At 68.8% G+C, this 25,515-nt stretch carries 27 protein-coding genes; 15 read left to right on the top strand and 12 right to left on the bottom strand.

Annotated elements, in window-relative coordinates; genetic code table 11:
- Positions 1 to 93: 93 nt before the first annotated feature.
- The 5 genes from ACZ31C_RS20890 (at position 94) to ACZ31C_RS20870 (ending at position 4,840) form a co-directional block, all read left to right on the top strand.
- Complete coding sequence (locus tag ACZ31C_RS20890) at positions 94 to 1,875, top strand: RelA/SpoT family protein (RefSeq protein WP_465796694.1); 1,782 nt, start codon at positions 94 to 96, stop codon at positions 1,873 to 1,875.
- A gap of 53 nt (positions 1,876 to 1,928) precedes the next feature.
- Positions 1,929 to 2,471 (top strand): NUDIX hydrolase, encoded by a 543-nt coding sequence (locus ACZ31C_RS20885; RefSeq protein WP_465796693.1) that lies wholly within the window; start codon positions 1,929 to 1,931, stop codon positions 2,469 to 2,471.
- Positions 2,468 to 3,346: a nucleotidyltransferase family protein gene (locus ACZ31C_RS20880; protein WP_465796692.1), complete on the top strand. Its 879-nt coding sequence runs from the start codon at positions 2,468 to 2,470 to the stop codon at positions 3,344 to 3,346. Before ACZ31C_RS20885 ends, ACZ31C_RS20880 begins: the two co-directional genes overlap by 4 nt.
- 506 nt (positions 3,347 to 3,852) lie before the next feature.
- Positions 3,853 to 4,236 carry a hypothetical protein gene (locus tag ACZ31C_RS20875; protein WP_465796691.1) on the top strand — a complete coding sequence of 128 codons (384 nt, stop codon included), beginning with the start codon at positions 3,853 to 3,855 and terminating at the stop codon, positions 4,234 to 4,236.
- Positions 4,229 to 4,840, top strand: coding sequence for a hypothetical protein (locus ACZ31C_RS20870; protein WP_465796690.1), 612 nt, complete (start codon positions 4,229 to 4,231; stop codon positions 4,838 to 4,840). The genes ACZ31C_RS20875 and ACZ31C_RS20870 overlap by 8 nt, the downstream gene beginning before the upstream one ends.
- Positions 4,841 to 5,108: 268 nt before the next feature.
- On the opposite strand, the gene ACZ31C_RS20865 is transcribed toward ACZ31C_RS20870, so the two are convergent.
- Both ACZ31C_RS20865 and ACZ31C_RS20860 read right to left on the bottom strand, forming a co-directional pair.
- Positions 5,109 to 6,149, bottom strand: a complete 1,041-nt coding sequence (locus ACZ31C_RS20865; RefSeq protein ID WP_465796689.1) for a hypothetical protein — start codon at positions 6,147 to 6,149, stop codon at positions 5,109 to 5,111.
- A gap of 173 nt (positions 6,150 to 6,322) precedes the next feature.
- Positions 6,323 to 6,805: a hypothetical protein gene (locus ACZ31C_RS20860; protein ID WP_465796688.1), complete on the bottom strand. Its 483-nt coding sequence runs from the start codon at positions 6,803 to 6,805 to the stop codon at positions 6,323 to 6,325.
- 65 nt (positions 6,806 to 6,870) lie between these two features.
- On the opposite strand from ACZ31C_RS20860, the gene ACZ31C_RS20855 reads away from it, so the two are divergent.
- Positions 6,871 to 7,674 (top strand): inositol monophosphatase family protein, encoded by an 804-nt coding sequence (locus ACZ31C_RS20855; protein WP_465796687.1) that lies wholly within the window; start codon positions 6,871 to 6,873, stop codon positions 7,672 to 7,674.
- A 543-nt stretch (positions 7,675 to 8,217) separates the two neighbouring features.
- Here the strand turns inward: ACZ31C_RS20855 and ACZ31C_RS20850 are convergent.
- The gene (locus ACZ31C_RS20850) at positions 8,218 to 9,561 is read right to left on the bottom strand and encodes a hypothetical protein (protein ID WP_465796686.1); all 1,344 of its coding nucleotides are present in this window, start codon (positions 9,559 to 9,561) and stop codon (positions 8,218 to 8,220) included.
- Positions 9,562 to 9,986: 425 nt separating this feature from the next.
- Between ACZ31C_RS20850 and ACZ31C_RS20845 the strand changes: the two genes are divergently transcribed.
- Positions 9,987 to 10,274 (top strand): Lrp/AsnC family transcriptional regulator, encoded by a 288-nt coding sequence (locus ACZ31C_RS20845; protein ID WP_117228404.1) that lies wholly within the window; start codon positions 9,987 to 9,989, stop codon positions 10,272 to 10,274.
- Positions 10,275 to 10,660: 386 nt separating this feature from the next.
- On the opposite strand, the gene ACZ31C_RS20840 is transcribed toward ACZ31C_RS20845, so the two are convergent.
- From ACZ31C_RS20840 to ctaE, 5 genes are all read right to left on the bottom strand, one after another.
- On the bottom strand, positions 10,661 to 11,347 hold the full coding sequence (locus ACZ31C_RS20840) for a DUF4142 domain-containing protein (RefSeq protein WP_449954011.1): 687 nt from the start codon (positions 11,345 to 11,347) through the stop codon (positions 10,661 to 10,663).
- A 167-nt stretch (positions 11,348 to 11,514) separates the two neighbouring features.
- Positions 11,515 to 13,140 (bottom strand): cytochrome bc1 complex cytochrome b subunit, encoded by a 1,626-nt coding sequence (gene qcrB / locus ACZ31C_RS20835; RefSeq protein WP_350696252.1) that lies wholly within the window; start codon positions 13,138 to 13,140, stop codon positions 11,515 to 11,517.
- Complete coding sequence (gene qcrA / locus ACZ31C_RS20830) at positions 13,137 to 14,222, bottom strand: cytochrome bc1 complex Rieske iron-sulfur subunit (RefSeq protein ID WP_350696772.1); 1,086 nt, start codon at positions 14,220 to 14,222, stop codon at positions 13,137 to 13,139. The genes qcrB and qcrA overlap by 4 nt, the downstream gene beginning before the upstream one ends.
- Positions 14,223 to 14,230: 8 nt before the next feature.
- Positions 14,231 to 15,067 carry a cytochrome bc1 complex diheme cytochrome c subunit gene (gene qcrC / locus ACZ31C_RS20825; protein WP_396742500.1) on the bottom strand — a complete coding sequence of 279 codons (837 nt, stop codon included), beginning with the start codon at positions 15,065 to 15,067 and terminating at the stop codon, positions 14,231 to 14,233.
- Positions 15,068 to 15,139: 72 nt separating this feature from the next.
- Complete coding sequence (gene ctaE, locus ACZ31C_RS20820) at positions 15,140 to 15,739, bottom strand: aa3-type cytochrome oxidase subunit III (protein WP_162854382.1); 600 nt, start codon at positions 15,737 to 15,739, stop codon at positions 15,140 to 15,142.
- 108 nt (positions 15,740 to 15,847) lie between these two features.
- Here ctaE and ACZ31C_RS20815 point away from each other — a divergent pair, with 108 nt between their 5' ends.
- The 4 genes from ACZ31C_RS20815 to ACZ31C_RS20800 all read left to right on the top strand — a co-directional run bounded on the left by ACZ31C_RS20815 (position 15,848) and on the right by ACZ31C_RS20800 (position 18,964).
- Complete coding sequence (locus ACZ31C_RS20815) at positions 15,848 to 16,861, top strand: cytochrome c oxidase assembly protein (RefSeq protein ID WP_465796685.1); 1,014 nt, start codon at positions 15,848 to 15,850, stop codon at positions 16,859 to 16,861.
- A gap of 171 nt (positions 16,862 to 17,032) precedes the next feature.
- A complete protein-coding gene (locus ACZ31C_RS20810) occupies positions 17,033 to 17,428 on the top strand; it encodes a response regulator (RefSeq protein WP_131055539.1) in 396 nt (131 codons plus the stop codon).
- Positions 17,429 to 17,516: 88 nt separating this feature from the next.
- On the top strand, positions 17,517 to 18,560 hold the full coding sequence (gene trpD, locus ACZ31C_RS20805) for an anthranilate phosphoribosyltransferase (protein WP_465796684.1): 1,044 nt from the start codon (positions 17,517 to 17,519) through the stop codon (positions 18,558 to 18,560).
- A 200-nt stretch (positions 18,561 to 18,760) separates the two neighbouring features.
- Complete coding sequence (locus ACZ31C_RS20800; protein WP_465796683.1) at positions 18,761 to 18,964, top strand: hypothetical protein; 204 nt, start codon at positions 18,761 to 18,763, stop codon at positions 18,962 to 18,964.
- A gap of 911 nt (positions 18,965 to 19,875) precedes the next feature.
- Here ACZ31C_RS20800 and ACZ31C_RS20795 read toward each other — a convergent pair.
- Both ACZ31C_RS20795 and ctaC read right to left on the bottom strand, forming a co-directional pair.
- Positions 19,876 to 20,304: a cytochrome c oxidase subunit 4 gene (locus ACZ31C_RS20795; protein WP_396752363.1), complete on the bottom strand. Its 429-nt coding sequence runs from the start codon at positions 20,302 to 20,304 to the stop codon at positions 19,876 to 19,878.
- Positions 20,305 to 20,315: 11 nt separating this feature from the next.
- Positions 20,316 to 21,287 (bottom strand): aa3-type cytochrome oxidase subunit II, encoded by a 972-nt coding sequence (gene ctaC / locus ACZ31C_RS20790; RefSeq protein ID WP_350696240.1) that lies wholly within the window; start codon positions 21,285 to 21,287, stop codon positions 20,316 to 20,318.
- Positions 21,288 to 21,482: 195 nt separating this feature from the next.
- Here ctaC and ACZ31C_RS20785 point away from each other — a divergent pair, with 195 nt between their 5' ends.
- Positions 21,483 to 22,634, top strand: coding sequence for a cysteine desulfurase family protein (locus ACZ31C_RS20785; protein ID WP_465796682.1), 1,152 nt, complete (start codon positions 21,483 to 21,485; stop codon positions 22,632 to 22,634).
- A complete protein-coding gene (locus ACZ31C_RS20780) occupies positions 22,631 to 22,855 on the top strand; it encodes a sulfurtransferase TusA family protein (protein ID WP_131057789.1) in 225 nt (74 codons plus the stop codon). The genes ACZ31C_RS20785 and ACZ31C_RS20780 overlap by 4 nt, the downstream gene beginning before the upstream one ends.
- 85 nt (positions 22,856 to 22,940) lie before the next feature.
- Here ACZ31C_RS20780 and ACZ31C_RS20775 read toward each other — a convergent pair whose 3' ends face one another.
- On the bottom strand, positions 22,941 to 23,231 hold the full coding sequence (locus ACZ31C_RS20775; protein ID WP_465796681.1) for a hypothetical protein: 291 nt from the start codon (positions 23,229 to 23,231) through the stop codon (positions 22,941 to 22,943).
- Between the two features lie 101 nt (positions 23,232 to 23,332).
- Here ACZ31C_RS20775 and ACZ31C_RS20770 point away from each other — a divergent pair, with 101 nt between their 5' ends.
- Positions 23,333 to 24,181, top strand: coding sequence for a helix-turn-helix domain-containing protein (locus ACZ31C_RS20770; RefSeq protein ID WP_465796680.1), 849 nt, complete (start codon positions 23,333 to 23,335; stop codon positions 24,179 to 24,181).
- 15 nt (positions 24,182 to 24,196) lie between these two features.
- The gene (locus ACZ31C_RS20765) at positions 24,197 to 24,409 is read left to right on the top strand and encodes a DUF397 domain-containing protein (protein ID WP_465796679.1); all 213 of its coding nucleotides are present in this window, start codon (positions 24,197 to 24,199) and stop codon (positions 24,407 to 24,409) included.
- Positions 24,410 to 24,494: 85 nt separating this feature from the next.
- Here the strand turns inward: ACZ31C_RS20765 and ACZ31C_RS20760 are convergent, their stop codons facing one another.
- Positions 24,495 to 25,472, bottom strand: coding sequence for a carbohydrate kinase family protein (locus ACZ31C_RS20760; RefSeq protein ID WP_449954037.1), 978 nt, complete (start codon positions 25,470 to 25,472; stop codon positions 24,495 to 24,497).
- Positions 25,473 to 25,515: the final 43 nt, after the last annotated feature.

Below are 25,515 nucleotides of genomic sequence, written 5' to 3'. Positions count from 1 at the left end.
TGTTAAGGAAGTGCAGTCCTGCCCGTTTCGAGGGTCTGCTCCCGGTTGCCGGTCTCCCGGCGTCTGCGGGGTGGGCGTGAGGGGGTGTCCCAGGTGGACGTCGACGCCGGACATGGCGGCGCCCTGGGCGGTGCGCTCCCGACACAGCCGGGCGAGCTGCCCCTGGCCCGCAGGCTCCGCTCCCTGCTGACCTGGCCCACCGCCGAGACCGAACCGGTCGGTCATCTGGTCCGCACCCACCGGGCCATCCACACCGGTGCCGACCCGGCGGTGCTGCGCCGGGCGTACACCATCGCCGAGAACATGCACCGGGGGCAGTTCCGCAAGAGCGGGGAGCCGTTCATCACGCACCCGCTCGCGGTCGCCGAGATCTGTGCCGACCTCGGCATGGACACCACCACCCTGGTCGCGGCGCTGCTGCACGACACGGTGGAGGACACCCGCTACACGTTGCAGGCGCTGGCCGAGGACTTCGGCCACGAGGTGGCGCACCTGGTCGACGGCGTGACCAAGTTCGACAAGGCGTTCTACGGCAAGGCCGCCGAGGCGGAGACCATCCGCAAGATGATCATCGCGGCCGGCAAGGACGTCCGGGTGCTGGTCATCAAGCTCGCCGACCGCCTGCACAACATGCGTACGCTGGGCGTGCGCTCGGCGGCCTCACGGGAGCGGATCGCCCGCAAGACGCAGGAGGTGCTGGTGCCCCTCTGCGACCGGCTCGGCGTCCAGACCCTGAAGCGCGAGCTGGACGACGTGGTGCTGCTGCACCTGGAGCCGGACGAGCACTCCCGCATCGCCCGGCACGTGCACGACCGCCCCGGATGGGACGGCTACCTCGCCGAGGTGGTGGCCCAGTCCCGGGTGGCGTTGCGCCGGGGTCGGGTGGACGCCACGGTGGCCCCACGCCCCCGCCACCTCTACTCGATCTGGAAGGACACCGTCGCCGGCGGGCACACCGTCCCGTACGACCTGCCCCGGATCACCGTCGTGGTGGACGGCCCGCCCACCGACTGTTACGCCGCCCTCGGCGCGATCCACGGGCTGTGGCGGCCGGTGCCGGGCCGGTTCAAGGACTTCATCGCCTCGCCGAAGAACAACCTCTACCGCTCGCTGCACACCACCGTCTGCGGCCCCAAGAACCGTACGGTCGAGGTGCTGATCCGCACCGAGGAGATGCACCGCTCCGCCGAGTACGGCGTGGTCGCCGACTTCCGCTTCCCGCGCTCGGGCACCGCCCGCGCCGAGCAGCTCGACTGGCTGCGCCGGGTGCTCGACTGGGAGCAGGACGCCGCCGACCCGGCGCAGTTCCTCCAGTCGCTGCGCTGCGACCTGTCCGAGGCGCAGATCCAGGTGGTCGCCGACGGCCGGCAGATCGTGCTGCCCGGCGGGGCCACCCCGGTCGACCTGGCGTACGAGCTCGGCACCGACCGGGGTGACCGGTGCCTGGCCGCCCGGATCAACGGCCGACTGGTGCCGCTCTCCTCCGAGTTGGAGGAGGGCGACGTGGTCGAGATCTTCACCGAGACCGATGCGGAGAGCGGCCTGGACGCCGAGGTGGCTCCGCGCGGCCCTCGCCGGGAGTGGCTCGGCTTCGTCAAGTCGCCGCACGCGCAGATGCAGATCAACCGGTGGTTCGCCGACCACAGCGAGCCCGGCATCTCGATCAGCGACAAGGTGCGCCTCGGCCGGGCCACCATCGGGCTGGCCCTGCGCCAGCACAATCGGGGCCTGGCCAGCGACCTGCCGCTGCTGCGGCTCTCCGAGGAACTCGGCTACCCGGACCTGGAGACCCTGCTGGTCGCGGTCTTCGATCGGGTGATCGAGCCGGACACCGTGGTGCGCCAGCTCATCGACCTGGTCGACCACCGGCAGTGACCGGCCCGCCGTCCCGCGGCGCGCGCCCGGCGTACGGCCACTAGCCTGGAACCATGATCCCCCGCTCGCGCCGCGCCGCACGCGCCGTCGCGTACCAGGTCTTCTACCGGCTGCCACTGCCGGTACGTCGTCAACTGGTCCGGATGGCGGTACCCAAGTACATCGTCGGCGCCGTCACACTGCTGCGCGACAGCGAGGCCGAGGGTGCCGGTCGGCTGCTGCTGCTGCGCCAGCCGCCGGGTCGCGGATGGACGCTTCCCGCCGGGCTGCTGCAACGCGGCGAGAACCCGGCGGTCGGCGCGGCCCGCGAACTGCACGAGGAGACCGGCGTCCGGCTCGCCCCGGCCCGGCTGACCCCGGCCACGCCGAACGCCATCGTGCACGCCAAGGGCTGGGTCGACATGGTCTTCACCGCCGAGGTGCCGGCGTCGACCACCGAGCTGAAGGTGGACGGCGCGGAGGTCTTCGAGGCCGTCTGGCACCCGCTGGACGACCTGCCGAAGCTGACCTGGCCCACCGCCCGGCTGCTCGCCTACTACGGCATCGGTCCGCTGACCGACCGGTTCCCGCCGCCGCTGCCCGACACGGCGCCGTGAGCGGCCCGAACGCCGGCCCAGACACCGGCACACCGGCCGGCGGGATCTGCGCGGTGGTGCTCGCCGCCGGGGAGGGCACCCGGCTGCGCCCGCTGACCGAGCAGGTGCCCAAGGCGCTCTGCCCGGTGGGCAACGTGCCGCTGCTGGACCGGGCCCTGGCCCGACTCGCCGGGCTCGGCCTGACCGGGCCGGAGACGGTCGCCGTCAACGCCAGCTACCTCGGCGAGCAGGTCGTCGAACGGGTCGGTACGCGCGCCCACCTCTCCGTCGAACCAGACGGTCCGCTCGGCACCGCCGGTGGGGTGGGCACGCTGCGGGACTGGATCGCCGGACGGGGCGTCCTGGTCGGCAACGCCGACGCGTACCTGGCCGACCCGGCCGCACCACCCGGGCCGGACATCGCCGCGCTGCTGCGGGACTGGGACGGCGACTCCGTACGCCTGCTCGGCCAACCCGCGCCGGACCCCACCGCACCGGGCACCTTCGACGGCCACGTCTTCACCGGCTTCTCGCTGCTCCCCTGGCGGCTGGTCCGCGACCTGCCGCCGGTCTTCGGCGACCTGGTCCGGGCGGTCTGGCGGCCGGCCGAGGCCGACGGCCGGCTGACCGTGGTCCCCTACCGGGGGACCTTCGTCGACACCGGCACCCCGGCCGACTACCTCGCCGCCAACCTGCACGCGGCGGGCGACGGCAGCCTGGTCGACCCGACCGCCACCGTCACCGGCGGCTGCCACCGCAGCGTGGTCGGCGCGGGCGCCACCGTGGCCGGTGAGGTGACCCGGAGCGTCGTCTGGCCGGGTGCCACGGTCGAGACCGGCGAACGGCTACACGAGGTGATCCGCACCGCCACCGGCCTCACCGTCCCGGCCGCCTGACACCCGGTATCGGCGTACAGGTCCGAGTGCAGAGGTAGGCACGGCTGCAAGTGCACACCGCGCCGAGCTTGGCCTGCGTCCGGCGACTTGGCCCCTCGGCCTGGCGGCGATCCAAGTCGGTGACGTCGCGTGACGGGGTGTTCCTGAGCCCAGCCGTTCCCTCGACATACGGATCTGCCGATGTGAGTAAGTCCGGGCAGGCACATCCCGCTTCATCAGGCAGGCAAGTGACCTTCATGGCGTGCCAAGGTAGGAAGCCGATGCTGGCGCAGGCTGCTGCAGGGGCAGCATGGAGCTTCTATCGAGTGCTCACCACTCTGGAACACAGACACCCAACGTGGAAGGATGCATGCATTGAAGGATAGGACTCGGCACGCTGCAGGAAGCTGAAGAACGAAGGTGGCCAACCTCCGGTGAGCCTAGACTCCCGCACAAGCTCGCCAGACATATCTTCGCCGAGCCGCGCAGATCCCTCACATCCTATCTCCGTCAAGGTACAAAAGTGGATGGTGTTCAGCGTCTTCCTGGCAGGGGTAGGCGTAGGTTCCGACGTTATCGCCACATTGATGAACGGGGAACGACTCTCCGGCGTACAAGTTCTTGGCAAGGGAGAACTGTACATGGTGAGCATCGGAATGCTGCTAAGCGCCAGCGGAGAGCTTCTTTATGATCGCACGCGAATGGAAGCGGCAGCCGCTTGGCACATCAGCACTACCTTCCTCACGATCATCTTTGGCGTCCTCGTGGCCATTATGTACGGATATGCAAAATCGGGTAAGTCTTCGGCAGAGTTCGTGATGAGTTCCTCGCTATTTCTCGTAGGTATCTCTCTGCTTTGGGGGCTATGCGTCGTCATTCTCTCATGCAGGAGCAGGGTGCCAAATGTTTGAGAATCTGGATCGCCTTTCGTTTTTGGCCGCGATCGGGACCGCCATCCTGGGACTGGTGTCAGCGATATACGTTGCCCTTTCAACGCGACCGAAGAGCCAATCTCGCGGGGAACCCCGCACGCAGGCAAGGCAAAGGGTTCGCCGTGACATCGCCATACTTTGGCTGTCCATCGAAGCCGTCATGTTGAGCATGGCGGTCGCGGCAATAACTCAAGCAGACTGGAGCATGCTGGTTTGGTCAATGGCGCTGGCGGTGGCTATTCCGGCTTGGCTTCTAGCTTTCTACGTGCCTACGGTCTGCGGCGTTAAGACCGTACGCGGCAATGCATGCATGAATATGACTCAGGGCTTGCTATTTGGTTGCGGTCGAGCTAATCACACATGGGCGAAATTCTTCGCACGATTTGGTTGGCGTACTCAGCCGAGCCTCGAACCGAGCGAATCGCCAGCGGACGGGACGGCGACGACGGGCTCAAGTTTGGTCCAAGTGCGAATTGCGGAGCCGCGTCAGAACACTATCACCTTTTGGCTCGCGATTGCTGGCACGCTGGTGGGGCTCGTGTCCGCGGTGGTTGACACCACTACATTCCTGGGAAATAGGTGAGGGCACCTCTCGGCTTGCGTGCCACGGAGACGCCCACATTTGTCACAGGTCATCACAGGCATGGATTGCGGGGTTGAACGACCTGGAGCCAGCCTGGCCCGACGCGAACGGTGCTGCCATCCCTTGGATCAGTGACGTGCAGTACCGGCGCCGCGTTGAGCAGGCCGATCGTCCAAGCCTAGAACGCCGAGTGCCCACACAGGGATATCCGCACACGCCGCGATCCGCGCGTTGCGGAGCGTCATGTCAAGCAAATGCACCCGGCGACTCAGATAGCCTCCGAATAGATCGAAGCGGGTTCGACGCCGAGTTCCATATCTGTCAACTCAATTGCATCTAAGGTTGGCTCCTGGTCTTCGAAAAGTGTGACTTCACCTTGAATCCATGCGGCGTAGAAAAAGCTTCGATACTCTGGAGCATCTCCCCATTTATCCTGTCGTGCGTACTGCTCCTCAACCTCAACATCGATACGGATTGTCCCGGATAAAGATCTTGACCATGCGTCATGCTGAACAGCGCCAATTACTTGAGCCGGGCCTGGTCGGACGAGGGTGTTCTGCAATTCCCACTGAGCGTCCGGACCTATGCCAAGGTCAATCTCCCACCAGTTATGGCGGTAGCTGAGGTCGGCAAGGTTGACTAGTTCGGCATCCGACATGTCGGGCCCCGCAAACAATTTGTTAACCATAGTAGCAAATCTGACGCTCTGCGCGTCGTTCGCCTCTGCGGTTTCCTCAAGGAGGTTTCGAATCTCGCCAAGATTTTTAGCGATCCTGGGGAGGTCGATGCCCAAAGAGTCACAGGTCGCAGCTACAGCGCCACTGTCGCCAGTAACAAAGACCAAGCCGTCGCAATCTCCATCGTTGTAATCAATGATCGACCGGATCCAAGCGCTGTCTGCAGCACCTGTCTTGATCTCCTTCTTTCGAGACGCGGGCCCTCGAAGCAACACTTGATCTCGAATGGCGAGAACCGCCGCCTCGCCATCAAGGGGCACTATGGTGGCACCAGCCCGCTCGAGGCGACTAATCACTTCGGCATCGTCTATAGGCGGCGGCTCGGTAGTCGCCGGAAAGCCCCATTTACGCCGCCTAGTGTTGTGTGTTCGAACCTCGCGCTCGATCCGCTCGCATTCCTGCACTACCCGCTGAGCCAATTCCCATGCAACGACCTCAGGAATCCACAACTCGGCTTCGTGCCTTTCACACGCCGCAAACCAGTTATTGATCGTGGCGACACTTGGCTCAACGTTCGCTCCGAAGACATTCGCATCGAAGACGATAGCCCGAATTTTACCGATTCCCTCCACGGCGTGATGTTACCAGGAACATCAACGGACATTTGCGGAGCTTTCGCATAGTGATCAGCGATTTCCTGCGGCGAGCAGTCACCCATATGTCGCCGACAACGCGCGGCGCTTACCCGATTACTCGTCCCCATCTGTACGGAATGCCCTGAACGGCGACCACCGCCCGACGGTGGTCACGTCCTGCGGAGCCGCACCCGCGCGGGACGTTCTCGATCCAGATCGACGACTCCAGCGCGCTCCAGGACGACGGCCACATAGTCCGCTGTCTGCCGTTTGACGAATGTCTTGAGATACCCGTCCAATGTGCCTTGGTTGCTGTGAACATCTCGGTTCGCCCCAACCCGAACCCAGCCGCGTCCGTGCAGGTACCCCGGTATGCCCTCAAGGCAGGACCAGCTGAAGGCCGTTCGAGTCTGTTTCGTCCCGAAGAGCAAGACCAACCCGGCTACGGAAACGTCGTCGACCTCGAAGATGGCGCGACCGGTCGGCGTAGGGAGGCGCGTACCCGCCCCAACCCGAGCTCGAATAGCCGTCTCGACCTGACCTGGCATGACTGCATCGTGCATCCCGCTGGTCTGCGACGCCACGCACCCGCAGACGGCGATGAAGAAGGCAAAGGCGTCGCGGTCCGCTACGATGATCCACTGCAGGCTCATGCCGCGAGTCGGGCCATGTTCGTGGGTCGGTGCGGGTGCGTAGGTCGTATGGCTAGGGTCGCCTCATGATCCTGACGGATGCTGAGGTTGCTGTTGAGGCAGTTCTCGCGGGGGCCGAGGTGGTTGTTCGGGACTACGGTGCGGACCATGTTCGCTTCGCGAGGTCTGCGACTGACTTCGCGACCGGCACGGATCTGGAGGCGGAGGCCGCGATCCTTGGGGTCCTGGCGCGTCATCGTCCCGCCGACTCATGCACCGGCGAGGAGACCGGGGGTTCTGGCACTGGGGCAGGGAGGCGACGCTGGCTCATCGACCCGCTCTGCGGCACGGTGAACTTCGCTGCCACCACACCTCTGTTCGCGGTCAACGTCGCGCTACTGCAAGACGGGACAGTCTCCGCCGCCGCCTGCGCCGACCCGATCGCCGGCGAGGTCTTCTGGACCGACGGGTCGGCTGCCTATCTGCGCGCCGACGGCATGGACCGGCCTTTGGCTCCGTCTGCGGTCTCCGGCCTCATCGAGATCAACTGCGACGGCCCCCTCGATCGGCCGTTCGTCGGCGGACAACTCGTTCATGATCCTCAGGTGCGCGGTGCTTACGGACCCCGCGTCATCTCCTCTACGTTGGGCGTGGCCTGGGTAGCAGCCGGCCGAAGAGCGGCATACGTTTCCGACGGCACCTTCCGCGAGAACCTCCACTTCGCGGCCGGAATCGCCATCGCCGAGGCGGGAGGTTGCACGATCAGCGATCTGGCGGGGAACCCGCTGCACACCGGACGTGGCCTCATAGTCTCGGCCGACGCGGCCACACACCACGCAGTACTGGCCCTCGTCGAGCCCCACCTCGAAGCAGTCATCAAAGCGAGCTAACGCTGCGCCCCTCGTTTCCCGAAACGCGCCCGAGCATGGATCCTGCACTCGTAGCCGTGCCTACAGCCGCCGGTGACGAGGACCAACGAATGTCCGAGACCAACCAGTAATCGAAGCGGTGGCGATACAGCTCATGCCGCACCGAAAGCGGCGGCCTGATGTGCTGCGTTACCGCTTCTGTGCTCGGTACGTCCGGAGCAGCGCCGTGATCTTGGCGTAGTCATGGGCACCGTTCAGCTCATCGAGCAACTCGTCTGGGCAGAGCTCATACAGGTCGCCCCACCATCGACGAGCCCGGTTATCCCAGATCCGGTATCCGCCACCGACGCCCCTCGCCACGTACCTTCGCCTCGCCACCGGCGGCAAGATAGCAATCCCGTCACCTGACTGCTCATGAATCGCGGCCATCCACTTCGCCACGCTCATCTGCCGCCGAGAAGGTGCAGCGCTGGGGGCCTTCGTGGGCTGCCGTTCCTGGCGTGGGGAGCTGGCGGGTGGTTGCGGGCAGAATGCCTGCCAGCGTGATCAGGTGCACGAACCTGGTTAGTGGTTGTTCCGGGCCGTTTGCCACGCTGCGCCGAGTAGCGCGAGTATCCGGTACAGCGCGTACAGCGCCCACCAGGTGGCCAGCGGCAGACCGATGAGGATGACCGCGCCGCCCAGGTAGTGGGTGCTTTCCAGCATCCAGCCACCGGTGAGCAGGACGGAGCCCACGACGACGGCCCAGGCCAGGATGCGGCCGGCTTTGGTCAGCGACATCCACAGACGGGCGTTGTCGGCGCCGTCTGGCTCCGTCGGGTCGCCGACCTGGGACTGCGTGGCGAGGCTGTCGATGTCCCGGGCGGCGGCCCGGTCGGTGGCGTGTGGCGACCCGCGCAGGACGGCGGAAAGGGCGTGCAGGTCGTCGTGGTGGCGAAGCTGTCCGGTCCGTGGATCGCCAAGTAGCGCCACGGCGTGCGGGAACCCGAGCAGCCATGCCTTGCCGTACCCGCGTTTCGCCCCCGGTGGCAGCACCACGACTGTGCCGCCGTGCATGTCGGCGCGGTCAATGCGGTCGCCGATCACCCGTACGAGTTCCGTGCCGGCGATCGTCACCTCAGTGTCGACGAGGGCGGTGGCATGGCTGAACAGCGTGACGAACTGGGCGTACGCGGCGAGGACCGCGAGCAGGCCCAGGACCGCGACCGCGGCACCGAGCAGTTCGTGCAGTTGGGCCGTGACGCCGGTGAGCAGCAGCGCGGGGACGACGGCGAACAGGTACCAGCCGACGAAGAGCAGGAAGCGCCGCCGGTTCAGCCAGCGCCGCGTTCGCGCGCCCCGCGTGCCAGGTGGGAAAGCGGGGAGCGTTTTCCCGCCGTTGCGCCGTTGTCGAGCGTCCTCGCTCAGCAGCATCGCCTTGAGGCGGTGAACCCGAACCTCGAGGCGGTCACCGGCCAGACCAGCCAGGTCGCGGACGAACTGCCTCTCCTCGATCTTCGGGTCGGTCAGGTCGAACAGCAGCACCGCCGGTCGCCCGTCCACGGTGGCCCGCAGGTCACGCGGCGCGTCCAGGCTAACGCCCCGGTCTGGCACCAGGTAGAGCGCGGGAACCGACCGGCGGTGACCCCGCCCCTCGATCTCCCGGTTCTCGATCACCACCGCTGAGATCTCGGCCCACCGCAGATCACGTCGGTACCGGCCGATCCGCACCGCCCAGCCGTCCCGGTCAACATCAACCTGAAAGCGCTGCAACGCGTACCGAAGAAAGCTGACCACCACGAGCAGCACGATCAGCGAGATCCCGCCGACGCAGAGCCGCCCGGACACCGAGCCGCCGACAGTGAACTGCAAACTCACCAGATAAGCGCCGAATCCCACCAGCAACGCCGCGACAACCACCGCGAACACGCGAGAGCCGACTGGACGGCGCAGATACACCCACACATCATCAACGAACCAGGCAACTCCACCACGGCCCCGTCCTCCGTGAACCGCATGGCAGCCCGGCGGCGAAAGCCGAAATAGTCGACCTCACGCCCGAGGTCTTCACTCTCATGCCGCGATCCGGTGCGAGCGCGGCAGACCCTGGCAGTAACGGAGTGTAGTCACCGAGGCGGCCTGCCGCGCGACATGGAGGCCTGCTCGACAGACGTCGTTAAATCCTTCTGGTACGTCGATCTCTGTACGCTCCGACGTACCTACCCGCGCACTCGGGCCGGTACGCCGACACCCGGCGAGGCTCCGGTACTCGGGGGCGGGTCCGGCACTCCGGCGCAGGTCCGGTGGGCAGGCCATAGCATGGGCAACGACGCCGACGAACGGAGAGACCTGCCGTGATCACCGCGATCGTCCTGATCGACTGCGCCACCGACTCGATCCCCGAGGTGGCCGAGGCGCTGGCCGACCTGCCCGGGGTCAGCGAGGTCTACTCGGTGGCCGGGCACGTCGACCTGATCGCCATGGTCCGGGTCCGCGAGTTCGAGGAGATCGCGCAGATCATCGCCGGCAGCATCTCTAAGGTGCCCGGGGTGCTCAACACCGAGTCGCACATCGCGTTCCGCGCGTACTCCCGGCACGACCTGGAGGAGGCGTTCGCGATCGGTCTGGGCGCCACCGACTGAGGCGTCACCACGCCGGTCCCGGCCCCGACGCCGAGGTCCTTCGCGGCCCCTTCGCTCTGGGGAGCCCGAGGTCCTTCGCGGCCCCTTTGCTCTGCTTCAACCCACGCAACGACTCGCGCCGAAAAGCAGTGCGTCGGTTGAAGCAGAGCAAAGGCCGCACAGAGAACTAGCTGGAGTCCTCAGCCGAGGCGAAGTCGAGGCGAAGTCCAGGCGAAGTCCAGGCGAAGTCGAGGGGCGACGACCGGTCGCCCCGGGACTTCGACCAGGGCTCGGTGGGGCGAGGGCACACCCGTGCCCGGTACCGAGGACGCGGTCTGCTTCCTGCCACGACGGGGCGAGCCGGTCCATCCCGTAGGACGGACCGACTCGCCGCGTTCACCGCCGGATCAGCTCTGCTGCGGCACCGGGACCTCGGTGCCACCCGGCACCGGCGACTCGGTGGGGCCACCCGGGGTCTCCTCGGTGACGCCCGGAGCCGGGGTGGTGCCACCCGGGGCCGGCACCGTGCCACCCGGGCCAGGCGTACCGCTGGCGCTGGTCTCCGGGACCGGGATGCCCAGTTCCTCGGCCAGCGTCACCAGAGCGTCGTAGTGCGCCTGCAGCACCGGCAGCGCGGTCTGCGCGAGCTGGACCACCTGCGGCTCGGTACCCTGCGAGATCTCCGTCTGGGTCGCCTGGATGGCCTGCAGGTGGCCGGCCAGACCCTGGGTCACCCAGAGCCGGTCGAACTCCTCACCACTGGCGTTGTTCAGCTGGTCGAGAGCCGTCCGCTGATCAGGGGTGGGCTCGTTCGGCAACTGGACGTTGAGCTGCCCGGCCACGTCCTGCACCGACTGGTCCAGCTCGGTGTGGTCCGTGACGAACTGCTGCGCCAGGTCCTTGACCTGCTGGTTCTGACCCTTCTGCTGGGCCAGCTCACCGGCGGCGATCTCGTACAGGTTGACCTGGTGCACCGCCTGCAGGTACTGCGTGTCCTGTTCCGAAGGCTGCGCCGCCGCCTGCGCTGCCGCAGCGGGCGCGACACCCACCAGCACCAGTGCGGCCAGCAGGCCGAGGCGTTTGATACCCAACATGCTTCCTCCCCGTTGAGACGTTGGACCGCACGGATACCCGGCTGGCCGGGGTTATTCCTGCGATCCGACGACGGGCGGGAAGCCCCGGCGGCGGTCCGGAAGGCCCAGAACGGGCGTGGCGCCCGCCGGAGGACTCCGGCGGGCGCCACGTCACGTGGTGACGGACCTCAGCGGCGGGACTCCCCGCTGCCGATCTCCTCGCGCTCGGCGCGCGGCTCGACGGGCGGGTGACCCGGCGACACCGGCGCCTCGGCCGGCTTCTCGATCGGGTAGAAGAAGCCCCGGATCGCCGGGCCGAGGGCACCGAGCCGGTTCATCTTCTTCGGCACCACCCAGCCCGCGTACTCCAGTTCGGTGTGTCCGTGCTCGTCCGGCGTGGTCAGCGGCTGGTGCACCTCGACGAACCGACCGTCCGGCAGGCGCCGGATGATGCCGGTCTCCACGCCGTGTGCCAACACCTCCCGGTCGTGCTGCTGCAGACCGAGGCAGATCCGGTAGGTCACGTAGTACGCCAGCGGCGGCAGGAGCAGCAGACCGATCCGGCCACCCCAGGTCATCGCGTTCAGGCTGATGTGGAACTTGTCGGCGATGACGTCGTTCGCGCCGGAGAGCGTCAGGATCACGTAGAACGTGATGGCCATGGCGCCCAGGCCGGTGCGGAACGGCACGTCGCGGGGACGCTGGAGCAGGTTGTGGCTCCGGTAGTCCTTCAGGTAGCGGGCCTCCATGAACGGATAGAGCGTGGAGAGCCCGACCAGGATGCCCGGTAGCACCACCGTCGGCCAGAACAGCGGCGGAATCACGTATCCGTCGCCGATGGGTATGTTGATCTCCCAGTCCGGCATCAACCGCGTCGAGCCGTCCAGGAACATCACGTACCAGTCGGGCTGGCTGGCCGCCGAGACCACCCACGCCTCGTACGGGCCGAACAGCCAGAGCGGGTTGATCTGGATCAGGCCACCCATCAGCGCGATCACGCCGAAGACGACCATGAAGAAGCCGCCCTGCTTGATCGCGTACCGGGGGAACATCCGCTCGCCCACGACGTTGTTGTTCGTCCGGCCCGGCCCCGGCCACTGGGTGTGCTTCTGCTTGAAGACCAGCCCCAGGTGGACGCTGATCAACGCGACCAGCAGACCCGGGATGAGCAGCACGTGGGCGATGAAGAACCGGCTGATGATGATCGTGCCGGGGAACTCGCCGTCGAAGACCGCGGCGGTGACCCAGGTGCCGATCACCGGGATGGACAGCATGATCGCCGAGGCGATCCGCAGACCGGTGCCGGAGAGGCCGTCGTCCGGCAGCGAGTAACCGGTGAAGCCGGCCAGGAAGCCCACCCAGAACAGCAGCGAACCGATGATCCAGTTGGTCTCACGCGGCTTGCGGAACGCGCCGGTGAAGAAGATCCGGAGCATGTGCACCACGATCGCCGCCATGAACAGCAGTGCGGCCCAGTGGTGCATCTGCCGCATGATCAGGCCGCCACGGACGTCGAACGAGATGTCCAACGTCGAGGCGTACGCGGCCGACATCGGCGTACCCCGCAGCGGGGCGTAGCTGCCGTTGTAGATGACCTCGGTCATCGTCGGCTCGAAGAAGAAGGTCAGGAAGACACCGGTCAGCAGCAGCACGATGAACGAGAACAGCGCGATCTCGCCCAGCAGGAACGACCAGTGGTCGGGGAAGACCTTGTTGAGCAGCTTGCGCAGGGGGGTGGCCACCTGGAAGCGGTCGTCGACCGCCCGGGCGGTGTTGCCCGGAACCGCTGCTACGTCAAACTTGCGCCGCTTCACGGCCGCTCCCAGAAGTCGGGCCCGACGGGTTCGGTGTAGTCGGACGTCGCCACGAAGTAGCCCTCGGAGTCCACCTCGATCGGCAGCTGCGGCAGCCGCCGGCTGGCCGGACCGAAGATGGGCTTGGCGTTGTCGGTGATCAGGAACTGCGACTGGTGACACGGGCAGAGCAAACGGTTGGTCTGCTGCTCGTAGAGGCTCGCCGGGCAGCCGGCGTGCGTGCAGATCTTCGAGTAGGCGGCGTAGTTGCCCCACATGTAGTCGCCGTGACCCTCGCGCTCGTTGTTGCGGCGCGAGGTCTCGGCGTCGGCGTCACGCAGGTGGATCAGCAGGGTCGGCGAGTCGGCGTACCGGTTGCTGACCCCGTGCTCGATGCCCGGGAAGACGGTGATCTGGCCACCAGCGCTGATGTCGGCGGGGCGGATCGGCCGACCGTCCTCGCGGACCAGCCGGATCTTCTGGCCGTCCTGCGGGGCGAAGCCGGTGGTCATCATCTGGTCGTTCGCGTGCGGGTCGGAGATCAGGCCACCGACCAGCGGCGCTGCGGCGACCGCACCGACCGGCACCAGACCGGCCAGCAGCGACATGCCGAGCAGCGGGCGGCGCTTCACGCCGAGCTCGTCGGCCATGTAGAGCATGGTCTGCCCGGTGATCGTCCGGTCCTCGCTGGCCACCACGCCCTCGTGCCGGTCCTGGATCGACACCTCCTTGGGCAGCAGCTTCTTGCCCCAGGTCAGGATGCCGAAGCCGATGCCCAGCAGGGCGATGCCGAGGGTCGTGCCGAGTAGCGGGGTGAAGTACTTGTCCCCGCCACGGCCCGGCTGGTACTCCCAGGGCCACCAGATGTAGACCGCCAGGAAGGCCGTCGCGGCCAGGCCGGTGACCAGGAACATCGCCGCCACCGTACGGACCAGCCGGCGCTCGGCCTTGCTGCCCGGGGCCACCTGCTCCTCGTAGTGGACGATCTCGATGTCGTCCCGACGGGCGCCCTCGCGGACGATGTCGAACCGGCTCAGCGCCGGGTCGTTCACGTCCACCGTTTCGTGGCCCGGGTGGGCCGGCTGCTCGGTGTGGGTGCTCATTCGCTCGGTCACGACTTGCCCGCAATCCACAGGCTGGCGAAGACGAGCGCGACGATGCCGATCAGGAAGATCGCCACACCCTCGGTGGAGGGTCCGTACCGGCCCAGGTTGAACCCGCCCGGGTCGCCGTCCGACTTCAGCGTCTGCTGGATGTAGGCGATGATGTCGGCCTTCTGCTCCGGCGTGATCTGGTTGTCACCGAAGACCGGCATGTTCTGCGGGCCACTGAGCATCGCGGCGTAGATCTGCCGGTCGGTAGCCGGCGCGAGGCTCGGCGCGTACTTGCCGGAGGAGAGGGCGCCGCCACCGCCGCTGAAGGCGTGGCACTGCGAGCAGTTGATCCGGTACAGCTCGCCGCCGACCGCGATGTTGCCGTCTTCGTGCAGGTTGTCGCCGGCCGGCACGACCGGGCCGCCACCGAGCTCCTGGACGTACGCGGCGAGCTGGTCGATCTCGTCCGGGCTGAACACCGCGGGCTTGCGGGCCGCCTGGGCCTCCTGTCGGGCCATCGGCATCCGGCCCGAGCTGACCTGGAACTCGACCGACGCCGCGCCGACGCCGATGAGGCTCGGCCCACGCCCCTCGACCCCCTGCGCGTTGCGACCGTGACAGGTCACACAGCTCACGTCGAACAGCGCCTTGCCGTCTGCGGCTGCGCTGCTCAGCGGCGGGTTTTCCTGCGCCGACGCGCTCGGGGCGAGGACGGTGTAGGCACCGCCGGCCAGCATCAGCGCGGCGACCAGCCGGACCGCGGCACCCAGCCGGCGGCGGCCCCTGCTGGGCGCCGCGGGCCGCCCGCGCAGCCGCGCGAGCAGGCCGCGTCGGCGGTCGTTGTCAGAAGTCATGACCTGTGTCCTTAACCGGTTGGACCTTGTCTGCGGGGGTAAAGCAGCGGCACGGCGCGAGACGCGCCAAGATCACTGAAGCCAGTAGATCATGGCGTAGAGCCCGATCCAGACCACGTCGACGAAGTGCCAGTAGTACGACACGACGATCGCCGAGGTGGCCTGGGCCGGCGTGAACCGGCCCATGGTGGTGCGGATCATAAAGATCACGAAGGCGACCAGGCCTCCCGCCACGTGCAGGCCGTGGAAGCCGGTGGTCAGGTAGAACATCGACCCGTAACCATCCGCGTTGATCTTGATGCCGTGGTGGACCAGCTCGCGGTACTCGTTGAGCTGACCGAGCAGGAAGATCAGGCCCATCACGAAGGTGATCGTGAACCAGCGCCGCAGCGCGTGCACGTCACCCCGCTCGGCGGCGAAGACGCCGATCTGGCAGGTCACCGAGGACAGCACCAGGATCGTCGTGAACGTCGTCGCGTACGGGATGTTCAAGACCTCGGTGTGCATCGCCCACTGCTCCGGCGCCGCCGCGCGGATGGAGAAGTACATGGCGAAGAGCGCCGCGAAGAACATGAGCTCGCTGGAGAGCCAGACGATCGTCCCGACGCTGACCATGTTGGGCCGCGTCAGAGAGTGGATCCGGCTCTTGTCAATGGCTGGGGCCGCAGTCACGCGGTCATTATTGCCGTTGACCACGGCCGGCGATCAGCGGGGGGTGAAACCCGTGGTCCAAGTGGCCCGATCGGTACCGTCCGGTTCGCCTGACCTAGGCTGATTGGCGTGCTGGAAACCGACCCGATCACGCTGGCCGTGACGGCCGCGCCGCCGCTGACGGCGGGCGCGATCAGCCCGGCGACGGCCCCGGTGACCGGCGGCGCCGGGTGGCTCGCGGCCGACGCCGGCCCGCCGCCCTTCCAGATCACTGCCGTGGTCACCGAGGCCAAGCTGGACAACTGGCTCGCCGTCGTCCTGGTGGTCGCCGCCGCCCTCTACCTCTACGGAGTGCACCGGCTGCGGCTGCGCGGGGACCGCTGGCCGATCGCCCGGACGGTCTTCTTCCTCGGGCCCGGCCTGGGCGGCATCGCCTCGGTCACGGTCAGCGGGCTGCACGCGTACGACACCACGCTGTTGTCGGTGCACATGGTGCAGCACATGGTGCTCTCCATGATCGCGCCGATCTTCCTGGCGCTGGGCGCACCGGTGACGCTGGCCCTGCGTACGCTGCCGACCCGCCCCCGCAAGCGACTGCTGGCGGTGCTGCACAGCAGGGTCGTGCGGATCTGGACGTTCCCGCTGGTGGCGTTCGCCATCTTCGTGGTGAACCCGTTCGCGCTGTACTTCACCGACCTGTACCGCTACACGCTGGAGAACGTCTGGGCGCACGAGGTGGTGCACGCGCACTTCATCATGACCGGCTGCCTGTTCTTCTGGCCGCTGGTCGGCCTGGACCCACTGCCCGGACGCTGGCCGTACCCGGGCCGGGCCCTGCTGATGCTGCTGTCGGTGCCGTTCCACACCGTGCTCGGGCTGACCGTCATGCAGAGCAGCACCCTGTTCGGCGGCGACTGGTACCCCTCCCTCGGGCTGACCTGGGCCGACCCGTGGGACGACCAGGTCCTCGCCGGCGGCATCCTCTGGGCCGGCGGCGAGTTCGTCAGCGTGACGATGCTCGGCGTCCTGGTGGTGCAGTGGATGCGCGCGGCCGAGCGGGAGGCCCGCCGGGTCGACCGCGAGCTGGACCGCCAGGAGGCCCGGCAACGCGCTGCGGAGACCACCACCGGCTCGGCCACCTGAGCCGGTCGGCGGGGCGCGCGGGGCGGCGTGTCCCGGGCGTCGGCACGACCGGTACGATCGGCGGCGCAGCTACGAGGTGGGAGCAAGTCTGACCATGAGCGAGCGCGAGCGAGTCATCGGACTCGGTGCGGTGGTGCCAGCGGACGGCACGGAGCGAAGCGGAGTGTCGGCATGAGTGAGCGTCTGTGCACCGTCCTGCTCTACAGCGACGACCCGCAGGTGCGGGACAGGATGCGGCTCGCCGTGGGCACCCGCCCGGCGTCCGACCTGCGCGTCGAGTTCGTCGAGGCGTCCACCTACGCCGAGTGCGTCCGCGTGGTCGACGACTTCGAGATCGACCTGATGCTGCTCGACGGTGAGGCCAGCCCCGGTGGCGGTCTCGGCATCGCCCGGCAGATCAAGGACGACTACGAGAACTCCCCGCCGACCTGCGTGGTGATCGCCCGTGCCGCCGACCGCTGGCTGGCCGCGTACGCCGAGGTCGACGCCACCCTGGTCCACCCGCTCGACCCGGTGACCACCGCCGCCACGGTGGCCGAGGTCCTGCGCACGCACGCCCCCGCCTGACGCACGCCCGACTCCGGCACCGCCACGGCGCCGGGCGAGCCGGCGCCGGTCCCGTCCCACCCGCACTCGTCTGCTCGGGAGGCCCGTCATGGGCGATCGGACCTGGCCACACCTGCTCACCGCGCTGCTGCGCGGCGAGGAACTCTCCGCCGCCGACACCGCCTGGGCGATGGGCGAGATCATGTCCGGCTCGGCCGCACCGGCCCAGATCGCCGGCTTCGCCGTGGCGCTGCGCGCCAAGGGCGAGACACCGGCCGAGGTGAGCGGGCTGGTGGAGGCGATGCTCGGCCAGGCCGTCCCGGTCGAGCTGCCCGAGGAGGTACGCGCCACCGCCCTGGACGTGGTCGGCACCGGTGGCGACCTGGCGCACACGGTGAACATCTCGACGATGACTGCCCTGGTGGTCGCCGGAACCGGGGTACGCGTCGTCAAGCACGGCAACCGGGCCGCCTCGTCCTCCTGCGGCACCGCCGACCTGCTGGAGTTCCTCGGCATCCCGCTGGACCTCGGTCCGGAGGGGGTGGCCCGCTGCGTCGAGCAGGCCGGCATCGGCTTCTGTTTCGCCGCCCGCTTCCACCCCGGCATGCGGCACGCCGGTCCGGTCCGGCGTGAGTTGGGCGTACCCACCGCCTTCAACTTCCTCGGCCCGCTCACCAACCCGGCCCGTCCCCGCGCCGGTGCGGTCGGCTGCTTCGACTCGACCATGGCACCGGTGATGGCCGCCGTCTTCGCCGCCCGGGGTGACTCGGTGATCGTGATGCGTGGCGAGGACGGCCTCGACGAGTTCACCACCGCCGCGCCCACCCGCTTCTGGATCGCGCAGGACGGCACCGTCAGGGAGACCGTGGTGGACGCCACGGACCTCGGGGTGCCCCGGGCCACCCTCAGTGACCTGCGCGGCGGTGACGCCGCCTACAACGCCGACGTGGCCCGTCGGCTGCTCGCCGGCGAACCCGGCCCGGTACGCGACGCCGTGCTGGTCAACGCTGCCGCCGCCCTGGCCACTCAGGGCCCGCTGGACGGTGACCTGACCGACGCCCTGCGCGCCGGCCTGGCCCGGGCCGCCGAGTCGATCGACTCCGGCTCCGCCGCCCGTACGCTCCACCGCTGGATCGAGGTCGCCACCGCCTGACCCGGCCGTCGGAGGTCGTGGCGGTGGCGCTCAGACGTGTCGGCCCGCCCCCCGTCGAAGGTCCGTCGCCGCTCGCGGATGTGTCGGACAGCCCGTCGGAGGTCGGTCGCCGCTCGCGGATGTGTCGGACGGCCGTGGGAAACTACAGGTGAGTAGTTCCCCACACGGCCGCCGGCCGGCACGCGCGGGAGGAGACGCCCATGTTGGTACGTGAGCTGCACTGTGAGACCTGCGACGGCATTCGCGCCTTCGAGATGCCGCCCTGCCCCGACGGCCACGGTCCGGACTGCCCCGAGCTCCTCTGCACCGGATGCGGCATGGCGATCTTCGTCGCCCCCTACGCCTCGCTCTCGCGGGCCACCCCGCCCGCCCGTCGGGCGCTGCACCCACGCCACGCCGCCTGACGCTGCACCCACGTCACCCCGCCCGACGCCGCACCCACGTGCCAGGTCGCCGTTCAGCGGGCCCTGGGTAGCCACGGCCGCGGCGGCGTTGACCAGCAGGCACTCTGGCCCAGTGCAGCATCCACGCCACGCCCTGCGGCCCGGCACACCGCCCACGCCACGCACTGCGGCCCGGAGTCTCCGCCGAGCTACCCGGCGGAATCCCTGGCGACGGCCGCAGCGCTCCGCGAAACGACCTCCCCGTACCCGGAGCCGTCGGCACCGTGGCACTACTGTGCCCGAGGTATCCCTGCGCACCGGCCGTGGCGGGCGGGGAGGCAGCAACTTCTTGGATATTGCTGCCTTAGACCCGACCTGAGACAGCAATATCCAAGAAGTTGCGCGGATCATGAGGGTGACGGCGATCGAAGCCGTCCGGGGGTGCGGCACCACACGCTACAACCACGTCCCGGCCCGACCCCAGGGAGACAAGGGCGTCCTCCTCACCCTCGCCGCTCCGGTCCAGAGGCACGCGACACCCCTCACCCGCCACTCGACGGCGGACGCGACGCTGGACCGGCCGAGCAACGGCGAGGCCCGGCTGATCTCCGCCACCGCAGACGCAGACGCTGCCGGCCGGCCTGCTCGTCTCCCCGGCCCGCAATACTCGACGTACACATCGCTCCGGTCCCGCAGCACGCGACACCTACCCGCATCCCCGCATCCGCAGGCACGCCGCACCTCCCCGTGTCCCTCAGGCACGCGACACCTGCCCACATTCCCGGATCCGCAGGCACGCGACATCTCCCCGCATCCCCCGTCCGCAGGCACGCGACACACCTCATCCGCCGCGGCGACCGCACGCACGGACACGGACACGGGAAAGCCCGCCTCCCTGAGGGAGGCGGGCTTTCACCAGGTCGGTGCGCCGATCAGTGCTCGGCGGTGCGCCGGGTGCCGCTGTAGTACTCGAACAGCAGGCCGCAGGTGGCGAAGACCACTGCCACCATGCCGGCGACGAGCAGCCAGAGCTGCCAGAACACCAGGCCGAGGCCGGCGATGGCGGCGGCCAGGGCCAGACCGAACGGCCAGTAGCTGCCGGGGCTGAAGAAGCCGATCTCGCCCGCGCCGTCGGCGATCTCACCGTCGGGACGGTCCTCGGGACGCAGGTCGATCCGGCGGGAGACGAACCAGAAGAAGCCGCCGCACATGGAGCAGAGCAGGAACGACAGCAGCAGGGCCACGGTGCCGATCCACTCGACCCGACCGCCCGAGTCGGCGAAGGTCCACCCGCCGTAGAGGGCGGTGGCGAACAGCAGGAACGCGGCGATGATGAGGAAGATGCGCCACTCGGTCTTCATCCGGGGTTACCTCAGTTTCCCGCGCCGGCCGTGGTGCTGGCCTGGTTGAAGTTGTCCTGGGTACGGCGCGTCTCGAACGGCTTGGTGGTGATCGCGTACGGCTCCTCGCCGATCGCGGTCAGCGCGTCCTGGGTCGACGCCCCGTCCTGCTTGGCCGCGAGGAACCGGTCGAAGTTCTCCGGCGAGACGACCCGCAGCTCGAAGTTCATGAAGGCGTGGTAGCTGCCGCACAGCTCGGCGCAGCGGCCCACGTACGCGCCCTCGGACTCCAGCGAGGAGACCTCGAAGACGTTGCGGATGCTGCCCGGCATCACGTCCCGCTTGAACAGCATCTCCGGCACCCAGAAGGAGTGGATGACGTCGCGGCTGGTCTCCTCGAACCGGATGGACCGGTTGCTCGGCAGCACCAGGATCGGGATGACCTCGCTGGTGCCCAGCACGGAGGCGGTGGTGTTGGCGTCCACGCCCTGGCCGTCGCGGTAGTTGAACTGCCAGTTCCACTTGAAGGCGACCACCTCGACGGTCACGTCGGGGTTGTTGGTGGTCTTCACCACGTCGGTCTGCACGACCGCGGTGTAGTAGAAGAGCACGGCCACGACCAGCACCGGCGCGATGGTGTAGAGGAACTCCATCGGCAGGTTGTATCGGGTCTGCACCGGCAGCTCGTTGCCGCGCTTGCGGTAACGCACCACGCACCAGAAGATCAGGCCCCAGACGAAGACGCCGACCACCAGCGCGGCGATGCACGAGGCGATCCACAGGTCGTACATCCGCCGGGATTCCGGCGTGATGCCGCCCTGGGGCCAGCCGAAGCCGCCGAACGCCGCGCCGACGTCACAGCCCGTGAGCAGGACCAGCAGCGCCGCCCCGCCGAAGCCGAGCCCGGCAAGACGCCCGGCGCGACGCCCCCGACGCCCGACGGCTCCTGGGGATGCGCTGCTCCGCACGGCCGTCGGCCGTACCTCCGAACTCCTTGCGACCACCTGGTCCTGCCTCCCTAGCGCGCCGCGGTGCTTCCTCGGTCCGGCCGGCTCCGCCGAGCGGAACCACCACACCAGCGGCAAAGGCGTCACCGACGGTCGCAGATTACTCGACCATGACGGGCTCGACCCGGTTGGGGTCAGTCTCCGCCCTGGACGGGGGATCTTGCGCGGACCGAGGCGATAGCGTGGGCAGACGTGATTCCTTCCCCGGTCTACCTGGACGCGGCCACCGCCGCGCCGCTGCATCCGGTCGCTCGGCAGGCGCTGCTGGTCGCCCTCGACGACGGTTGGGCCGATCCGGATCGGCTCTACACCCAGGCGCGCCGCGCCCGCCAGTTGCTCGACGCCGCCCGCGAGGCGGCGGCGGACACCCTCGGCGTACGCCCCGACGAGCTCTCCTTCACCCCCAGCGGTACGAGCGCGGCGCACGCGGCCGTGCTGGGTGGCCTGGTCGGCCGGCGGCGTGTCGGGGCGGGGCTGGTGCACTCGGCGATCGAGCACTCGGCGGTGTTGCACGCCGCCGAGCAGCACGTGGCGCGGGGCGGCACCACGACCGAGGTGCCGGTCGACCGGTCCGGCCGGCTGGACCTGGACGCCTGGTCGGCGGCGGTGGCGGGGCCCGGGGTGGCGCTGGCCGCGCTGATCGCCGCCAGCCACGAGGTGGGCACCGTGCAGCCGATCGAGGACGCGGCGGCGGCCTGCGCCGAGGCGGGGGTGCCGCTGCACGTCGACGCCGCCCAGGTCGTGGGGCGGGTACCGGTGCCGGCCGGCTGGTCGGTGTTGACCGCGAGCGCCCGCAAGTGGGGCGGTCCCCCGGGCGTCGGGCTGCTGGTGGTCCGCAAGGGCACCCGCTGGGAGTCGCCGTGGCCGTCGGACGAGCACGAGTCGGGGCGTACGCCCGGCACGGTCAACCTGCCGGCGGTGGTCGCGGCGGCGGCAAGCCTGCGCGCGGCGGCGGCCGACGCCGACGCCGAGGCGGCCCGGCTGGCGCCGCTGGTGGACCGGATCCGGGCCCGGGTGGCGGCCGACGTGCCGGACGTCGAGGTGGTGGGCGATCCCGAGCGGCGGCTGCCGCACCTGGTCACCTTCTCCTGTCTCTATGTCGACGGCGAGGCGCTGCTGCACGCGTTGGACCGGCGGGGCTTCGCGGTGTCGTCGGGCTCCTCCTGCACCTCGTCGACGTTGCGCCCGTCACACGTGTTGGAGGCGATGGGGGTGCTGTCCCACGGCAACGTCCGGGTCTCATTGCACCGGGGCACCACCGAGGCGGACGTGGACCGGTTCCTCGCCGAGTTGCCGCAGATCGTGGCCGACCTGCGGGCCGAGGCGGGGGTGGTGGGGCTGTGACGACCCCCGACGAGGTGCTCGACTGTCTCGGCCAGCGGTGCCCGCTGCCGGTGATCGCGCTGGCCCGCCGACTGCCGTCCCTGCCGGTCGGCGCGGTGATCCGCGTCCTCGCCGACGACCCGGCGGCAGCGGTGGACATCCCGGCCTGGTGCCGGATGCGCCAGCAGGAGTTCCTCGGCGCCGCACCCGGCCCCGGCTATGACGTCCGCCGCTCGGCGTGAAGGGCAACATCCGCCGGACGCGGTGAAAGGAAGGGCACCTTATTAACGCCTCGTGCATAGGAAGGGCCCCCTGCTAACACCGCACCTAACACCGCGACGGCGCGTCGACCCAGAGCAGTCGCAGCCGACGACCGGTGCAGGAGAAGATGCGTACGGCGGTCTCCGGGCTCCGGAAGCGCCCGGTGAAGGCACTGTCCTCGCCACAGACCAGGGCACGGCCGTCAGGGAACGCCAGGCCCCAGGCGAAGATGCCGCCGTCGGCGCGGTCGCCGTACTCCTCGCAGATCGCAAACCGTCGTGGCGCGCACTCGTCGACCAGCTCGACCAGCATCAGGTGAAACTCCTCGGGCGAGCCGAGGGATGGTGAGTCGCCCACTGGACCTCCTTCGACAGGCGTTGCTATACGTATAGCTCTTTGCCTTGCCCAATGGAAGCGCCTACGCCATGATGTTCGTGTCGCACGAAGAGAGGCAGGCGATGGCAGCACGTAACGACCCCTCCGCGCTGCGGTGGTTGATTGGCGCGGAGTTGGGCCGATACCGGCGGGAGGCGGCGATGACACTCACCGAGCTGGCCGACCGCACCGGCATCGGCAAGCCGAAGCTCGGCCACATGGAGACCGGGCGCTACCAGCAGTTCCCCGACGACATCGCGGCCGTGTTGAGCGCCTGCGGCGGGGACCAGCCTGCGATCGACCGGCTCACCGCGCTCGCCACCCGGTCGGACGCGAAGACCTGGTGGGCACCGTGGGCCAATGTGATGCCGGACTGGTTCAAGACGTACGTCGGCCTGGAAGGTCTCGCCGACGGCGCGTTCGTCTTCGAGTCGATGGTGATCCCCGGCCTGCTCCAGACAGAGAGTTACGCCCAGGCCCTGACTCTCGGCACCGGCTTCGTCCGTCCCGATCATGCCGAGCGTTTCGTGTCGTTCCGGCAGACGCGGGCGCAGCGGTTGACCGACGACGATCCGCTGACCCTGCACGCGGTGGTCGGCGAGGCCGCGCTACGCCTGCGGGTCAACGGGGACGAGACGCGGCAGGCCCAGCTCGTCCACCTGGCGGCCATGTCGGAGCTGCCGAACGTGACGGTGCAGGTGCTGCGCCCCGAGGACGGCCCGCATGCCGCAACTCCGTTGGGCAAGTTCGTTCTGCTGGACTTCGCCCACGTTCGGCCGATCGCCTACACCGAGGTCCTCGATGGGGCGATGTACGTGCAGGACCCGGACGGCGTACGGACTTATAAAATGGTGGCCGACAACCTGCGCCAGGTCGCCCTCTCGCCCGCCGAGTCGCGCGCATTGATCAGGGAGTTGGCCGGCGCGGCCTAGCCCCGGAGGCCAACCGTGTCCACCCCCGACCTCTCCGCCGCCCGTTGGTTCACCAGCAGCCGCAGCGCCAACAACGGCGACTGCGTCGAGTGCGCGATCCTGCCCGATGCGATGGCGGTACGGGACAGCAAGGATCGCTCCGGCCCGGTGCTCGTCTTCTCGTTCAGACAATGGTCGGTCTTCGTCACCGACCTCAGCACGCGGCGCCGGCCGACCGATCTCGGGTAACCGTCACGACGATCGGCTCTCGATCCCGTCCGCCGTAGCGGAACCGCTCGGGATCGAGAGCCGAGACACCGTGACGGTGCAGTGGTCAGGGCAGCAGGTGCGGGCGGACCTCGTCGGCGGCCTCGTCGCCGTACGACTCGGCGAGGCGCTTGACGAACAGGTCGCGGCGCACCTGGTACTCCTGGGTGCCGACCGTCTCCAGCACCAGGGCGGCCAGCAGCGAGCCGACCTGCGCGGCGCGCTCCAGCCCGACGCCCCAGGAGAGCGCGGTGAAGAAACCGGCACGGAAGCCGTCACCGACGCCGGTGGGGTCGATCGCCTGGGCCTCGCGGGCGATCGGCACGTGGATCGGGGCGAAGTCCCGCCCGGCGATCTCCACTCCGTGCTTGCCCAGCGTGGTGACCCGGATCCGGACCCGGTCCAGCAACTGCGCGTCGCTCAGCCCGGCCTTGCTCTGCAGCAGCGACTTCTCGTAGTCGTTGGTCATCAGGTACTCGGCGCCGTCGATCAGCGACACCACGTCCTCGCCGTCCATCCGGGCGAGCTGCTGGGACGGGTCGGCGGCGAACCGGTAACCGCGCTCGCGGCACTCGGCGGAGTGGCGCAGCATCGCCTCCGGGTCGTTGGCGCCGACCAGGACCAGGTCCAGCCCGCCGAGCCGCTGCGCGACGGGGTGCAGCTCGATGTTGCGCGCCTCGCTCATCGCGCCGGCGTAGAACGAGGCGATCTGGCACATGTCGGTGTCGGTGGTGCAGACGAAGCGGGCGGTGTGCGCCACCTCGCTGATGTGCACCGAGTCGCAGTCCACCCCGTGCCGTTCCAGCCAGGAGCGGTAGTCGGCGAAGTCGGCGCCGACGGCCCCGAGCAGCACCGGACGCAGGCCGAGTTGTCCCATGCCGAACGCGATGTTCGCCGCCACTCCGCCCCGGCGCAGCACCAGATCGTCCACCAGGAAGGAGAGCGAGACCTTGTGCAACTGGTCGGCGATGAGCTGGTCGGCGAACCGGCCCGGGAAGCTCATCAGGTGGTCGGTGGCGATCGAGCCGGTCACGGCGATCTTCATGGCAACCCTCGGGGTCGGGATCAGGGCGCGGTCAGCCTACCGG

Source organism: Micromonospora sp. NPDC023869 (assembly GCF_055559695.1).
Note: the sequence above shows the minus strand (reverse complement) of the source record. Positions and strands in the feature narration are given on the sequence as shown.